The organism is Aquimarina macrocephali, assembly GCF_051627225.1.
In the GTDB taxonomy this organism is placed as follows: Bacteria; Bacteroidota; Bacteroidia; order Flavobacteriales; family Flavobacteriaceae; genus Aquimarina; species Aquimarina macrocephali.
Genome location: NZ_CP151795.1, coordinates 5,507,236 through 5,524,201, shown reverse-complemented (window position 1 = coordinate 5,524,201; position 16,966 = coordinate 5,507,236). Strand labels below are relative to the sequence as shown.

13 protein-coding genes are annotated in these 16,966 nt (G+C 31.8%); all 13 read right to left on the bottom strand.

The genetic code is table 11. The annotated features are described in order from the left end of the window. Positions 1 to 83: 83 nt before the first annotated feature. On the bottom strand, positions 84 to 1,217 hold the full coding sequence (locus AAFU52_RS24530; protein WP_024772831.1) for a helix-turn-helix domain-containing protein: 1,134 nt from the start codon (positions 1,215 to 1,217) through the stop codon (positions 84 to 86). Positions 1,218 to 1,561: 344 nt separating this feature from the next. Continuing rightward, on the bottom strand, positions 1,562 to 2,005 hold the full coding sequence (locus AAFU52_RS24525) for a hypothetical protein (protein ID WP_438424086.1): 444 nt from the start codon (positions 2,003 to 2,005) through the stop codon (positions 1,562 to 1,564). Positions 2,006 to 2,012: 7 nt separating this feature from the next. Then, positions 2,013 to 2,609, bottom strand: coding sequence for a DinB family protein (locus AAFU52_RS24520; protein ID WP_438424083.1), 597 nt, complete (start codon positions 2,607 to 2,609; stop codon positions 2,013 to 2,015). Between the two features lie 7 nt (positions 2,610 to 2,616). Then, positions 2,617 to 3,141, bottom strand: a complete 525-nt coding sequence (locus tag AAFU52_RS24515) for a hypothetical protein (RefSeq protein ID WP_024772828.1) — start codon at positions 3,139 to 3,141, stop codon at positions 2,617 to 2,619. 120 nt (positions 3,142 to 3,261) lie between these two features. Further along, positions 3,262 to 4,263, bottom strand: a complete 1,002-nt coding sequence (locus AAFU52_RS24510) for a helix-turn-helix domain-containing protein (RefSeq protein ID WP_024772827.1) — start codon at positions 4,261 to 4,263, stop codon at positions 3,262 to 3,264. Between the two features lie 405 nt (positions 4,264 to 4,668). Beyond that, positions 4,669 to 5,229 (bottom strand): HNH endonuclease, encoded by a 561-nt coding sequence (locus AAFU52_RS24505; RefSeq protein WP_438424080.1) that lies wholly within the window; start codon positions 5,227 to 5,229, stop codon positions 4,669 to 4,671. A 231-nt stretch (positions 5,230 to 5,460) separates the two neighbouring features. Beyond that, entirely contained in the window at positions 5,461 to 6,420 is a 960-nt protein-coding gene (locus tag AAFU52_RS24500) for a hypothetical protein (protein ID WP_438424078.1), read from the bottom strand. 749 nt (positions 6,421 to 7,169) lie between these two features. After that, positions 7,170 to 7,889: a hypothetical protein gene (locus tag AAFU52_RS24495; protein WP_438424076.1), complete on the bottom strand. Its 720-nt coding sequence runs from the start codon at positions 7,887 to 7,889 to the stop codon at positions 7,170 to 7,172. A 129-nt stretch (positions 7,890 to 8,018) separates the two neighbouring features. Further along, positions 8,019 to 8,864: an N-acetylmuramoyl-L-alanine amidase-like domain-containing protein gene (locus AAFU52_RS24490; RefSeq protein WP_438424074.1), complete on the bottom strand. Its 846-nt coding sequence runs from the start codon at positions 8,862 to 8,864 to the stop codon at positions 8,019 to 8,021. 245 nt (positions 8,865 to 9,109) lie between these two features. After that, on the bottom strand, positions 9,110 to 13,243 hold the full coding sequence (locus AAFU52_RS24485) for a M43 family zinc metalloprotease (protein WP_438424070.1): 4,134 nt from the start codon (positions 13,241 to 13,243) through the stop codon (positions 9,110 to 9,112). Positions 13,244 to 13,734: 491 nt separating this feature from the next. Continuing rightward, entirely contained in the window at positions 13,735 to 14,850 is a 1,116-nt protein-coding gene (gene leuB, locus AAFU52_RS24480; protein ID WP_438424067.1) for a 3-isopropylmalate dehydrogenase, read from the bottom strand. A gap of 102 nt (positions 14,851 to 14,952) precedes the next feature. Then, positions 14,953 to 15,540, bottom strand: coding sequence for a 3-isopropylmalate dehydratase small subunit (leuD, locus tag AAFU52_RS24475; protein ID WP_438424065.1), 588 nt, complete (start codon positions 15,538 to 15,540; stop codon positions 14,953 to 14,955). A 2-nt stretch (positions 15,541 to 15,542) separates the two neighbouring features. After that, complete coding sequence (leuC, locus tag AAFU52_RS24470) at positions 15,543 to 16,925, bottom strand: 3-isopropylmalate dehydratase large subunit (protein WP_438424064.1); 1,383 nt, start codon at positions 16,923 to 16,925, stop codon at positions 15,543 to 15,545. Positions 16,926 to 16,966: the final 41 nt, after the last annotated feature.

Here is a 16,966-nt window from a genome sequence, read left to right as displayed (position 1 = left end):
TTGTATAAATTGGATTATTCAACAAACATATACTTACTAAGATTACCGAAAGCCCCATATTATAGAATGGTACCCATTTATAGCTATTCAGGGTTGTTTTTTATTGATTTTTTATAATTTATAGGAGTCACTCCTTTGATGTTTTTAAAGACTCTATTAAAAGTTGTTTTTGAATTGAAACCACATTCAAAAGATATACCTAATAAAGTTATGTGATCATAATTACCACTATGTAACTTTTCAATAATAGCATTTACACGATATTCATTTACAAAATCCGAGAAATTTTTATCTAAACCATCGTTTATTACTTTGGACAAGACATTTGGGTGCATATTAAGGTTATCTGCTAAAGACTTTAAGGTCAATTCTGAGTTAAGATAAAAAAGATTAGTTACCATTTGTTCTTTTAACCAAGATGCTTTTTTAAAGATCTCTTCAGATGGTTTTTCTTTGTCAATACTATTTTCTCTATTAGCCTCAAGTAAAATTATTTCTGGCCTTAAAAAAGCTTCAGCACTAATCCAAATAGTTATAATAGAAAGTAATACATAAATTGGATAATAATCACTTATGTTTAACTGGAAATCAAATATTACATAATCAATAATTGTATAAGGTGTCCATAAAAACCAAAGCACAGCGAACACAATAATCAACCTATATAACCATCTTAAACTATATGCGTCATTGTTGCTATAATTTTTGTTTAACCAAGAATGATATGCTTTAATTGCTTTCAGTGCATATAAACAATAGGTTACAACAGAAACAATAGCAAAAAACTGAACGATGGGCATTAATTTATAATAAGTATCAGTTTCAATACCAATGATATTATTAACAAACGCATCACGACTTATAATAAAATGTATAGTGAGTTCAATTACTAATGGCAAAAAATGAATGCTATCTTTTTTAGAAAGATGATAACTAAAGTTGGTTATTTTTTTAACATATAAGTATAATAATGGCCCAAGAGCCAAAGAGTAATTTAATGGTATTAAATAAAAATGTGGTAGATAATTAGTTATTTGAAAATCCAAACTCAATATCCAAATATTCCAAAAAACAATAATGAAAGTAACTAAGCCAAGTAGTACATTAGCTTTTCTGTTTATCCGCCTAGTAAAAATAAGTAGTAGTCCAAATGTTGTTCCTATAAATACAGATGCTATTATTATAAAATTAAAAACATTTAAATTGAATTCGCACATTAATTACATTTTTTTATTCAGTTCATTTGATAAATACTTTGCTTCGACATCATCAACTGCAAGTCCAAAATAATATGTTTTAGATCCAGAATCAAATTTAACAAATACAAACCGAAAAGAAGATCCGCTAAGATTTTGGTAAGTAGGTGAGTGCGAGGCAATAAATTATATACTGGTCTTTTAATTCAAAAGTACGGGAAGAATATACTCTTTACATGCTTTCTTATTTACGTCTAATCCAAATCTATTCTATTATTATCGAATCGTTTTTTTTTTGAAATTCTAGATGAAAACCATTAGCATTTTTAGAATCTATTTTAGAATGAATAGAATAACTTTTGGAGTTAAAAATCTCTCACAAAACTTACAGCACTTATGAGCCCTTTTTCGACTTTATAAATAGAAATATACTTAGTCTTTTTACCATTATTAGAGACTATTTCATGATTAATAACATAAGGACCATTATCCATTTGATTTACAATTTTTACTGCTACTGATTTACTTTCGAAATCTGATTTAAATATAGAAGCCAGCCTGTCTGAACCTGTCCCCATTAAGTTATCTGGATATGTATATACTTTAACATCAGTATTATAAAGTTTAATGAACTCATCATAATTATGTTCATTAAAATAATTCATTCTTTTGTTTACAACTTCTAGTGGTGTTAGGTTTGAATAATTTTGTTTTGTTGTTGATGTATCATTACTCGTACCTTGGGTGTTTTCTTTACATGATGCAACTATAAAGAGAGTGATTAAACTAATCATTGTTATTTTTTTCATCTGTTTATTATTTTTTTGGAAAATTTATGTTTTCTTTAATTTCTTTAATTTGTTCGATATGGCGTTCTGTATGTGCAGACATGTATAGAAAAATTTGATAAGCATCCACAGTCCCAAAAGCCATGAAATGATTCCTTAGATCATCTTTAGTGGTATTGATGTAGTTTATATGTTTTTTTCGTTTGGCTATAAACTCTTCAATAGTGGAGTTATGATTTCCATATGTTCCATTTGGTTCAAGGTCTTCTTGTGTAGTCGCTTTATCTGTTCGATCTAGTATACGAGCCATAAGTTCTTTGTCGGTGTTTTTTACACCTTCTCTTCTTTCTGGATTTGCAGGTAATTCTAGAGATTCTTCAAGTATTTCAAATACTTGATTCTCAAAGATTGTAATATGTTCTGTACATTGAGCAATAGACCAAGATGATTCATCACTTTTATAGTTAAGTTGTAATTCATTCAAATCATCTACGACACTTAATAAATTGTTTTTTGAATTAGTTAACTCATTGATTGCAAAATTTCGTTCTTCTTTCGTAAGTTCATTATTAGAAGTTGAAGTGCATTGTACAAGTAATATTAAAAACGGTATTATCTTTTTCATAATTTTTTTATCTAATTTTTATCATTTTTTTGGTTAACCCTTTTTCCTTAAAATAGTCTTCGAGTTCTAAACACTCACCAATTTGCGCATGATGAAGTAGCGTAAGACCATGAGCGCCTTTTGCAAAAAGTAATTCGGGATACGTCTCGATAACTGGTTTTACTAAGGATGTTTTGCCTAACATTGTTAATACAAAAAGATTAGCTCTTGATCCTTTAGATATAAAGTAGTTTACAATCTCTTTGTTTCCTAAATGGGCCGCACCTTCAATCGCTTCTTCAAAATCACCATTTCCCCAATCATAAGATGTATAAATTAAGTTTGGATGCTCATTAAGCATCTCTTTAACCAGATTTAGTTTTGAATGCCCAGCAATTACAAAATCTTTCACTAATTTTTCATCTAATTGATCCGAATCTTTTTTGGATTGTTGAGCGTTTTCTTTTTGTGGTTTTGTGAGTAAATATGCAGGTATGGCGATTGCTGTACCAAGCCCTACAATTGAACCATAAATGAATTTCTTTCTGTCCATGTATTGAATATTTTAATGATATAATTAAAAATCATTACAAATTTGTATTTGACAATATTCAATAATAAATTGTTAGAATAGTTTAATATACGTGCTTCCTTGAACGAAAAATCTAATTTTTTATCCTTTTCTATAAGCTGAAGGGGTTAGTCCGGTTTTTTTCTTAAAGGCAACATTAAAAGAAGTAACATTTCCAAAACCAGACTCGTAAGCAATTGTAGCTATTTTTTCATTTTTGTATTCTGAATCGTTAAATAATTGCTCTGCTTTTTCAATACGTTGCTGGTTTACAAAATCATAAAAATTTTGTTGGGTGTTTTCATTAATGGCTTGCGAAATTTCTCGAGTTTTCCTGTTTAATTTTTTAGAAACAACAAGTAAAGTTAGTTGGTCATCTAAAAAAAGTTGTTCGGTTTCAAAGAGTTTTTTAATCTCCAAAAATAGATCTCTAGAATTGTTTTTGTCCAAATTAGAATTGCTATATTTCTGTAGATTAAACTTGTGCCGGTTTAAGAAAATGAAACTAAAAGCATATATTAGAAAAGAATAAAATATAGGGCCTCTGATATAGTACATCGTAAAATCAAAAAGATTACCAATATAATGAATCAAAACAAATGTAGTACCAATTAGTATATTACGATACCAAAAGAATATGTTTTTGGATACTTTTACCCGATTTTTATATAGATACGTCCAGGATAGTATTAAATAAAAAAGTAAACAAAAAACAACTATTCCGTAGTTCCAAAAAGATTCAAAATTTCCATTTCTTGGTACAAATGGAATTAAAAAAAGAAACAATATAAAAGGAACAAAATGAAGGTAATCTTTTACTGATAGTATTCTTTTTTTATCAAAAAGTGTAATTCCATACAGCCATAAAGAAGGTGCGGCAAACAAAATGCCTGAAATACCAATGTTGTTTTGCCAATTCTCTAAAGGGATGTAATAATTTAATACAGATTTACCAATTCTAATGGTTAGACCTAATAAGAAAAGTGCTAGAAAAATATTAGATTTTACATCGCCTTTTTTAAGTGTGAATAAGTAAAAACTTAAAAAAAGACCTTGAGCCAGACCAAGAGAAGCAAGAATAAGAATTAATCCCGTTGTTAACATGTAATAAATTTACGGTTTTTGATAACATTGTATTTAGTAATTGTATTAATTCATCAATGATTGATACGAATTTATAATTGGTAAAATAGGAGATTATAGTATTAATATACTTTAAAGAACATGTTTCCTTGAATAAAATATTAGATACTAAGGGTTTTCTGAATGCATTATGACGTTAAGTGTAAAATATGTTTTTATTACATTTTTATATCTTCCTTGTGTGTTTTTATTTTAATTTGTAGTAATGTTTAATATATGTGTTGTAGCAGGGTAAATTGTTACCTAACCCTGGACTTCTGCGCAGATTTCATACCTTATTTAGCTTTAAAATTGCTATGCCATCATAAATATACAAGAACCAATAGATTAATTGCTATTCAGCTATGATCACATTTATAGTGTTAGCTACTGTTTGTTTTTAACAAATACTTTATCCAATTCCATATACATCCTTAGAGATTTATCTCCTTCCGATTTAATATTTTCGTAAAGCGAATTTGCAATTACTCGTATTGCATTTCTTTCAGTTTCATTCAAATTGGGGTATTTGAATTCACCTTCGTTCATATGATTTAAAATTTTATCTCTTTTAGATTCAAAAGTATTCATAGTGTCATTTTCAAGACATATTTCTAACAAGTGATCCTCCCAATCTAAATATTCTTTTTTTTTGTTTTTCCTTCTTTTGTTACAATCGTTACAGACAGGGACAACATTCCCAGGGTGATGTAAACCAAATTGAGTTCTATTGAACATTATTAAGTGTTCAATTTGAAGTTTGGAATTTTTATCTTTGCAATAAGCACATTCTCCATTAAAAATTTCATCTCTAATAGATTCCCATATTCTTTTCGATTTTCCTGAGCCAGTATTAAATGATTTACCCCAATAATATTCTCCGATTTTAGTTAATAATGCTCTTACAGCAGTATTAGAAGAGTCTGAAACAGTATTATATATTGCCATTAAGATTTTTAAGTTGTATTTAATTGTAGTTAACGGTTTTGTGTATGGAACGTAGCGTGTAAAAAGACACTAACTTTTTGGATTAACACAGAGCCGAATTTTTATATTTTGTTTTTAATTTTATCTTTTTTAAAAGCCAAATTAAAAATTTGGCGGACTTTCTAAATATACACAAACCTTTCGGTTTAGAACTTATTAGCTATGTTTTATACACCGTGTTGTAAAACGTTTTTATTCGTCAAATAATCCACGAGCAGTAAAAACTCCTTTCTTTTTGTCTATAAAAAGCTGTTCAATACTTTCACCTTTCAATCCTTTCCAAGTTCCGTTTCTTGTTTTTTCAACTGGGTCAAATTGATATTTTTGATGATAGTAATGTTCTTTTTCTTTGTTAAAGGAAATGTATAAAATCACATTGTCATAATTTTCAAATCCTGGTCTTCCATAATGGTCATAAGCTAGAAATTCAATTGTGTCAGTTTTTATGTCATTAAATACGTTTCTTACTATTTTGTATTTAGCTTTAAATCCGTTATCCATAATATAACTTTTCCGAATCAAAGTATCTCCTGTTATTGAGTCAACTATCTTTCGTTCGTTATTTTCATTTGGGTTAAATTCCGTGACTGATATTTTTTTTCCAATGAACGCATATAAATTTATAGACTTATTATTAATTTCAGATTTTGATGTTACTACATATCGATTGCTTGATATATCCCAACTTTTCTTTCTTTCATTAAATACAAAACGAATGTCCGGTTGATATCCGTTTGTTCCACCGCAACCAATTGTAAATTCCGCTTTTTTAAATTTCAATCCATTATTGAAATGTATTTTTCGTTTGGCTGTCACATTTACCAATCCAAAATTTATATCAATAGTGTCTTTCGCCACAATTTTATGTAAAACTTTAATTACACTAATTGTTTTCTTTTTTTTAATCGATAAATCAATCAATTCATCATTAGTTAGAAATTTGTATCGGTCAGAAACATTCAGACTTTTTATTCGATTGCCATATTCGTTTAGTTCTATGTATTTCCATCCGCTTGATAGTAACAAGTCAATTCTGCTATTAAGTGCACGAACATATAGACTATCTAATTCTGTTGATTTGATTGGATTATTTTGTCCGTTAACCGAAGAACTAGTTAACATTAGAAATAATATGATATTGAATAATCTCATTCTTTTATTTTTAATTACTCAATATTAATTACTTTTTATATTTAAGAAAAATAACAATGAGTGAACTATTCTTTTCGTTGAGTAAAGTTTCTCTTCAAATGTTTTACAACGTTAAGTGTATGTTTTGTTTGGCGATAATCGTTTGCGCAGCGATAGCGAAGACAAACTATTTGCCAAATGGAATATACACAGTGTTGTGTGCTTTATACTTTTTAATTTAATTTCCCTACAAATTAAAAAAATAAAGGCACAGTAGTTCAGATTCGGCAACATTTTTAACTCAACTTTTTCGGGGCTACCCAAACCCATGGAATATACAGAGCTCTGTATGATCTGTTGGTGAAGGGAACTTTAAAATCCGTTTTCCATTCTGATAAGCCACTCCACAATTTCGCCTCAAATTTGACTTTGTAAAAAATTTTCGCGACCTTGATCAAGTATTTATAAACGTGCTAGCGTTTGGATAGTATAACTCTCCACGATACCATCGCTAAATACTTGGCAATTCCTTTTCGCAAAGCATTTGTCCGCCGTTGCTTATCAGAAGAAAACTCCGCAATCCCTGCGTACCCCTCCGAAAAAATTGTCTCCTCGAACTGGACTATTGCATCACAACAATGATATATGTGTACCAGTACACATATATCCATTATATTTTTTCACAAACCTAGAGGGTTTCTAATGAACTTAGAATCATTTATAGCAATTTTGTATTACTATGCGTTTTGAGGAAACATAGTGTTGGTGATTTAAGCATTAAAATATTTACTATCCCATATAGCAGTATTAAAGTTTTTTCCAAGTGCAAACCCATAAAATAATACCACCGCTGCTACTGATTTAAACATAAAGAATAAAATCATGATAAATGTTGATGTAGTATTATGTTTTGTGAACATACCTTCTGGAACCATAAAAGTGAGTAAAAGACTTACTAAAAAGGTGAGTATAAGTAAATTTTCAAAACTTTTAAAAAACCACATCATCAATTTACGCAATGGGTGCAAATCATTTCCCCACTTATGAACTAAATAAAAATAGTCATTACCCATAGGGGCAAAGAGTAGGGGGTCATCAGCATTTTCTAATTTAAATAATTTAGAAGGTGCAATGATTTTAAATCCTTTGAGTTCCGTTTGATGCTTTTTCTCAAGATTTTTAATAGCAGAAACTGCAGATAGCGGTAACTTTCCTTTAAAATATTTAGAATCCAAAAAACGTAACCGATAGGTAATACAGATTTTTTTGATTTGATCCAGATGATAGATTCTTTGTGTTTCTACATGATCAAGATCAAAAATATTCTGAACTATGTGAGAAGAGGTTTCTAAGTTTTTAAGAATTTGATTCTCGTGTTTCTCTTCTTTCAGGAAGACTTTAAGTACTTGTTCTTTCCAGGTAGAGGCATTACATTCTTTATCCCGTAATTTACCAAGTTGTTGCTCTATGTTTGTTCTGGGAAATAACATCTTCTTTTTTTAGCTTTACTAAATTAGTAATTAGGGTTAAGTTATACAAGATTAAAGAGATAGTGTTAAGTTAAAATATAGTTGACAATAGTATATGAAAGTATTTTTTACTGTGGTTTAATAAAAAAACTACAACACGCGATTAACAATGATTCCGGTATTGTTTTTTATCTTTTTAAGATAATCAACCAATGGCAGCGTAGAAATCTCTACCTGGCCTTTTGAAGAGGCATGTAATAAATGAATTCTCCCATCTTTTTTACGTATGGCAATTCCTGTATGTGTAATATCTAATCCTTTAATTGAAGTTGTTAATGCTATAATATCACCAGACATCATTGATTCTTCATGTTCTTTAATCTGACCTTTTGGTAAAAAACATACCGATGATTGGCTAATATTAGTTTCAGATTGTTGTATGCCTTTAAAGTTTTTATCGTCTTTAAGAAAGGGATAAAGTTCTCGATGTGTACTCATAAAATTAATATCTTTCTCTATTTCTATTCCGCCAATATCTCCTGTAATATTTTTTAAAATACCCTTTTGTTCGTTATTGGTAATCCACTCAGAGAAATAGTGTAGTCGTGAAGCGTAACCATCTAATTTTCCATTTTTGTAACGTATCTTTTCAAGGTAAGTGGTATAGGTGTCAAAATCATCTTTTCCATTTTTAAGCATTAGACTTAAAACCAATACATTTTCTACAAAAGTAGTACAATCTAACCCTTGAAAATTGATCACTAGCGACTCTTTTGATCCTATCTCCAGAGTTTTGGCGGCATAAGGAGTTCCTAAAAAAGTTTTTCCGACAAACACCAGAGTTTCTCCAAAAGCAGTTTTTGGAGTATATTCTTTTTTTAGGGTAGTAATCCTTGTGGTAAAGATTTCTTTATCCTTTGCAGAACAGGTAATTTCTTGTGCTTGAATAGAGCATGCTATTAAAAAGAAAAAAAGTATGAGACGTTTACTGTTCATTTGATATATGTGTTAAGTAGGCTTTGTTTTATTTCTATTATTTTCTAAAATACAAAAAGCAACTATATCTGCTGGGGTTTTATTAGATAAGATTTTATGAAGACTAAAAAGAATATCTATTATGATATGAAAAATTATATGGTTCTTAATTATTTTTATTCGCAATTACACATTTTGTAGGAAATATCAAAAGGCTTGATTATGATATCATAATCAAGCCTTTTGATAAAAGGAAATTTAAAGTTTTAGTACTTAAGAATTCTTAATGTTTCCATTTTTGTACTTGTTTGTATTTGAACAAAATAAATCCCGGAAATTTTAAGCTCACTTCCTAAAATTATAGCAGTTGGGTTTTTTGTATATTCTTCTTGTATCAGAAGTTTTCCGTGTATGTCAAATACTTTGATTGTGATATCAGTCTTATCAAGTTTTGAAGTATTGACCACAAATGTATCGGTAAAAGGATTAGGAGACGTAAATGTTTTGTTTTCAGAAATTCCTTTATTTGCTATACTATTTATTGCATTTGAAGATCGGGTATAAATGATCTCATTTGCTTTTTTATTATAAGCATAATCCAGTATCGTATAAGATAAACCATCGCTGGCCACAGATATGTGAAACCATCCATAATGTGTATTTCCATTGATTTTAATCGTAAACCCTATAAATCCTGATTTCCCGTTCCAATTTGTATATGAAGCTGAACTCACGGTATAATTGCCAGATTTCGTGACAAAATTATCAGAGCTATCAATTCCTTCTCCTTCTCCAATAAGTGTTATATTACCTTCATTTCCTTCACACACAATATCTTTGTTATAAGTAACCAATCGTACCGAATTACTAGAGTACCAGGCACCATAATCTTTATCATCTCCAACTTCGATACGGAAAAACTCCCAGGTATTAGAAGAAGTAACTGTAAGGTCTTCGATATCGACATAAACGATTCCATCGGTATTGTTACAAGGAGAGCAAGAACTTCCGCCGCAATCTATCCCGGTTTCATCTCCATTTTGAACCCCGTCAGTACAGGTAGGATTAGATATCGTTCCTTCTATAGAAACAGTATAGTCTTCTACCTCTCCATAATCTATAGCGCCACAAGGAGCAGGGATTTTATTGTACGCCATTGATACTCTCATTCTGGTACTTCCATTTTTTGTTTCATCTGGCACAGTAAACTCTCCTTTTATTGAAGTATCTTTTGAAGGGGTTTTACTAAATACTTGCTCACCAGAATCTTCAAAATCTCCATCTTGATTATAATCAATCCATACACTGTATCCTTCTGAGTATACAGTTGATGACCATGTTGGAGTAATCGTAATGGTTTGAGCCACTCCTTTGGATAATATTGTGGATTCTGATGTGAAATCACTATATCCACCATTCCCAGCTGTTGAAGTTTTATCAATATTGCCTAATTGTACACGACTGATATATTCATCAGAAGTGGTAGTACCATTAGATGAACAATAGGTAGAAGTATTACAGGGCTCACAAGAACCTCCGCAATCTACTCCGGTTTCATCTCCATTTTGAATCCCATCTGTACAAGTTGGATTTGGTTCGCTAGAGGTGGTAACATTTACAGTGCTACTAAACTCAGAAGTGTTACCCGAAGCATCTTTAGCTTTTATCTTATATTGATATGCTGTATTTGCAGTCAACCCGGTAATATTAGCAGTTGTTCCTGTTACAGATGTAGCTATTGCATTATCCTGATATATATCATAGCCAACTACTCCTTCATTACTTGGAGCTGGATCCCAGGATAATGTTAATGACGTTTCTGCTACATTAGAAGTTAATAACCCTGTAGGTATAGACAACGCTACAGCATCAAATGCGAGTTTTATATTATCGATCCAAATTCTGGTTCCATAACCTGAGATATTTTGTAATTTGATCAATACATTAGGGTTTCCTTTAAATTGATCTAAGGATACTTGTTCTGTTCTCCAGTGAGAATCTTGTGTGGGTACCCAAAGGTTGATTTCATTGATCCAGGTATCGGGATCATCTGTTGTTGCTACTGTTTCAAGTTCTGTATGTGTTTTTGAATATACTTCTGTCCACGAACTTCCGCAATTGATAGAAACCAAAATTTTAAGTTGATCTTTACTGTCATTATCAAATTTGGTATATGCCAGATCAAAAGAAAAACTTACTTCACCCGACGACATATCCAAAGGATTTAGTATGATTTCATCTATTTCCCCTATCTCTTTGTTATCTGTATTGTTTATGATCATACAAGAAGAAGAGTTACGACCTGCAGCATTACTTTTTTCCCAGGCTAATTCTCCGTCATTATCTATGATTTCCCATCCCGATGGAGGAAAACTCTCTTCAAACCCTTGTGAAAAAGAGTTTTTTGTTGGACTCGTTACAGTGATATATCCACTTTTTGTTACTGTATTACCTGTTCCATTGGTATTACTTGTTGTAAGTGTTACGGCATATGATCCCGGGTTATTATAGGTTACTTTAGGGTTTTGACTTGTTGAAGAAGAGGGTGTAGCTCCTTCAAATGTCCAATTCCAGGAAGTAGGTTTTCCGGTAGAGACATCTTTAAAAGAAATCTCTGTAGTGTTACAATTAGAAATTCTTTTGCTAGAATAAAAATCAGAAACGGGGACGTTATCATTATTAATTAGAACATTAATATTATCTACCCATATTCTGGTTCCGTATCCTGATACATTCATAAATCTGATTGCTACTTCAGATTCACCTTCATATGCGCTAAGATCAATAATTTCTTTTCTCCAATCAGATTCTTGTTTAGGGATCCAATCGTTAGAAAGGCCTGTGGTTACACTTTTGGTTTCTAATTCTGTATGTGTTTTAGAGTAAACATCTGTCCAAGAATTTCCGCAATCTTTAGATACCTGTACCTTTAACTTATCGGGACTGGCATCATCAAACTTTGTATAGGCAAGGTCAAAATACATTTGACTGTTTTTTGCTGAAGAAAAATTATAATACGGTAATCTAAGGAAATCTTCTTCTCCTACAATAGCATTGTCAGAGTTGTTCATTATGATACAAGAACTATCTCCGTTTCCGGCATCATTTCTCTTTTCCCAGGAAAACCCTTTGTCGGGATTAATGACATCCCACTTGGTTGGAGGGAATTCTCCTTGAAAACTTTCTGATACTCCCGATGACGCTTTTTGATTTATATAAACGTAACTGGTTTTTTCTTCTGTGTTTTCTCCAGAATCATTACTTGCAACAAGGCGAACCTTGTATATTCCAGAGTTATCATACCGTATTACAGGGTTTTTTCCTGTAGACTCAGACGGTGTTCCTCCTTCAAATTGCCATTTCCAGGTAGTAGGTAAACCTAATGAAAGATCTTCAAAAGTGATAGATTTGCCATTACAAACTGCTGTATAATCACTAGTGAAATCTGCTATTGGTGCCCTTTTTAATATTCCTACAGAACTTAGATTGCTATCTTGCCAAAGTAAACGCCTTGAGTATAGGGCTTCATTACTATCTTCTAACCAATAATCCATTGCTGTTACTTGTCCTTTTGTGAACATATTCTGGCAACTGGTATTGTAGTCCATATGGTTCTCAAGGTTTGCGTATACACCACAATTGTTTAGTTTGTTTCTTTCACAGCCTTCTGCTTGCGTAGTTGGGGGAGTATCATCAATTCCATCATTAGTGACATCACAACTTTCATAAAATGTATGTCTCAATCCAAAATAATGACCAAATTCGTGAGTCATTACCTTTTCAAAGCCAGGAGCAGATTGTGATCCACAAGTACTGCCAACGTATCTCCAATTATAAGTTACGTGAGGTACTACATCCTGTATGGGGAGAAATGCATGTCCCGATCCATTAGTGCCCCCTTTTTCATTAGGAGCATCTACAACTACTACATCTAAATAGTACTTGTTTTTTTTACCCCACCACATATACTTATAGATATTAGGGTCGTAACCATATTCGATATTGGCATTAGCTTGCCAATCCATACCTGGAGTATCCATGATATTTCCTTCGGGATCTACAGAGGCAGGGATAAATTCAATATTCATTTTGTCTTTAATAGATTCAAACCTGGGATCGATTTGATTAAACCCAGGAAATGTTCCATTAAAATCCCCATTGATTGTTTTAAAAACATCATCAACCCTACATTTCATATCTGCTTTACTAACAGATCCCCCTCCGTTATGTAAAATATGAAACACTACAGGGATTACATAAGGAGCCGCTGCCGACTTACTTTGTATACCCGTTTTTTTATACCTTTTTATTTTATTGATCGTTTTTTTAAAATTAACTTCTTCTTCGGGAGATAATTTAGTGCCACATCTGTTTTGCGCATGGCTAAAGCTTACCAACATACAAAATAGTATGAGGGTAAATACTGATTGGAGTTTGTGTTTCATTGTAATTTTAAGTTATAAAATTGAAAATATTAGAGTTAGTTTGTATTAATATTAACAATAATACCATCAAAATTATAGGGAATAAAATATGGGGTAATATAGTGTTAGTAATTGATAATTTCGTATTGTTTTAACATGTGGAGCTGTATTTTCGGTGTTTTTTTAGTGTTTTATATATGAATTTATTAATAAGAAGAAGTAGTTGACAATGTTTGGAAATCAAACAATTTGAATCATATTTGTTGAAATAATGATGTGTAGAAAAGCTTTTTTGGAAAGTATTGATAAAACTTCAATTCGAACTATGATTTTATCTGTATAGAAGAAGGTTTATTAATTGAATATAATAAGTTTCATCGTATGCTTATTGTAAGGATTATAAAATCGAAAAAAGCAACCAAAGACACCTCTTTGATTGCTTTTAAAACAGAATCATTATTTAAAATTTATATAATCGTAGATTGTCCTACGTGTATATTCTCAAAATTGATATTAGAATCTTCAGGATTCAATATGTAATCTGAAATAAAATCTCCTACTTTTTCTGTGGTAAGCGGATTGTTAGGGTTTAAATCAGAAGTAGTAAGATTTAATTCTAATGCTTTTTCTACAGCATCTCTAATCGCATTGGCTTCTCCCAATAAATTAAAATGTTCTAATAACATAGCGGCAGATAGAATTGCAGCAATTGGGTTAGCTATTCCTTTTCCTGTAGCCTGTGGATAAGACCCATGAATAGGTTCAAACATGCAACAGGTATTCCCAATAGAAGCAGATGCTAAGAGCCCAATAGATCCACCAATAACACTAGCTTCATCAGAAATAATATCACCAAACATGTTTTCAGTAAGAATTACATCAAATTGACTAGGGTTTAGTATCATTTGCATTGCAGCATTATCAACAAATAAAAAATCTAAAGCTACATCGCTATAATCTTTGGCGATCTCGGTAACTACTTTTCTCCATAGGCGAGATGATTCTAATACATTGGCTTTATCTACCAGAGTAAGTTTTTTTCTTCGCTTTTGGGCAGCTTTAAATGCCAAATGAGAAATACGTTCAATTTCTTCTCTAGAATATTCACAAAGATCAGAAGCAACATTACCATCATCACTTAATTCTTTTTTACCAAAATAGATCCCACCAGTTAACTCACGATAGATAGAAATATCTGTTCCTTCAATAATCTCACGTTTAAGAGGAGATTTATCAATTAAAGTAGAGTAGGCCCTTACAGGACGAATATTAGCATAAAGCCCAAGTTCTTTTCGTAATTTTAATAGTCCTTGTTCTGGGCGAACTGGAGCACTAGGATCGTTATCATATTTTGGAGCGCCAATAGCACCAAATAAAACAGCATCTGTTTGTACACAGAGTTCTAATGTTTCATCTGGTAATGGGTTTCCGGTTTTATCAATTGCAATAGCACCTACTAATCCTTCTTTAAAAATAAAGGAATGATCAAAGTTATGTGCAACTGCTTCTAATGCTTTTATAGCCTGTGCGGTTACTTCTGGGCCAATACCGTCTCCTGATAATACTGCGATATCTAATTTCATAAGTTTTTTCTTTTTGTCACACTGAACACTTGTCGAAGTGTTTTTGTTCTTGATTATAGTTTATAAGGCTTCGACCAGCTCTGCCTGACAACTTATATGTGTTTATATTTTTTCGTTTTCAAATTCTTTTATTTCTGCCTTGTTACTGATTAAAAAATCAATATCATCATATCCATTAATAAGGCAGGTTTTTTTGTATGGGTTAATCTCAAAAGTTGAAGAGGAACCAGTAGCGAGAATAGTAATTTTCTGAGCCTCAAGATCTACTTCAATTTGTGTATTGGCATCTTTTTCGATTTCATTAAATAAATCCTGTAAATATTCGGGAGTTACTTGAACGGGTAATACCCCATTATTAAGAGCGTTTCCTTTAAAAATATCTGCAAAAAAACTAGATATAACTACTTTAAAACCAAAGTCGTTGATTGCCCATGCGGCATGTTCTCTACTAGAGCCACACCCAAAGTTATCTCCTGCAACTAATATTTTACCTTTATAAGTAGTATCATTCAGTACAAAATCCTGATTTATCTTTCCATCTTTATGAAAGCGCCAATCTCTAAATAAATTTTCTCCAAATCCATCACGGCTAGTAGCTTTTAAAAACCGCGCTGGTATGATTTGATCTGTATCTACATTTTCTATAGATAATGGTATAGCAGAGGATGTTAGTTTGGTAAACTTATCCATAATCAATTTAATTGTTTAGTAATATCAATAATTTTTCCTTCTATAGCTGTAGCTGCAGCAACCAGAGGGCTTGCTAAAATTGTTCTTGCACCTTGTCCTTGTCGTCCTTCAAAATTTCTATTAGAAGTAGATACGCAATATTCTCCTTCCGGAATTTTATCGTCGTTCATTGCCAGACATGCAGAACACCCAGGTTGTCGTAATTGAAATCCAGCGTTTTCGAAAACATCTTTTAACCCTTCTTCAACGATTTGCTGTGCTACAAGTTGTGATCCGGGAACAAACCAGGCAGTTACATTGTTGGCCTTTTTCTTACCTTTAATATAGTTTGCTGCAATTCTAAAATCTTCGATTCTACTATTGGTACAGCTTCCTATAAAAACATAATTAACTTCTTGATCTACTAAAGATTGTCCTTTCTCAAAATTCATATACGCTAATGACTTTTCGAATGAAGCATTATCTTGTACAGGTATATTTTCTGAGATTTTGATTCCCATTCCGGGATTGGTACCATAAGTAATCATAGGTTCTATATCTGTTGCATCAAAATGATACTCTTTGTCAAATACAGCATCTTTATCTGTAGGTAATGTTTTCCAGTAGGCTACTTTTTTGTCAAATTCGACTCCTGCAGGAGCAAATTCTTTTCCTTTTATATATTCAAAAGTAGTTTCATCTGGAGCAATCATTCCTCCACGAGCACCCATTTCGATACTCATATTGCAGACGGTCATTCTGCCTTCCATTGACATATCTTCAAATACATTACCAGCATATTCACAAAAATATCCAGTACCGGCATTGGTACCAAGTTTTGCGATCACATATAAAATTACATCTTTAGGTAATACTCCTGGTTTTAACTGCCCATTTACATTCACCCTAAGGCTTTTGGGTTTTTGAAGCAGTAAACACTGACTAGCAAATACTTGCGCCACCTGACTGGTACCTATACCAAAAGCAATGGTTCCAAATGCACCGTGTGTAGAAGTATGGCTATCACCACAAACCATAGTCATACCTGGTTGTGTAATACCTAACTCTGGTGCCATTACATGAACAATACCATTGTACTTGTGACCAAGGCCATATAGTGTAATTTCATTTTTATTACAGTTTTTGGTAAGCTGCTCGAGTTGATTTCTGGATAATTCATCTTTAACAGGAAGATGTTGATCTTCTGTAGGAGTGTTATGATCTGCAGTAGCTACAATCTGATCAGGTCTGAAAACAGGAATCCCACGTTGCTCTAATTCTCCAAATGCTTGTGGGCTAGTAACTTCATGGATTAGATGTTTATCAATATATAATATTTGTGGGCCGTCTTGTATCTCTTTGACTACATGTGCATCCCATACTTTGTCAAATAAAGTTTTCTTCATATGTATATAAAATACCTACAAAAACACTAAAGCTTTTGTAG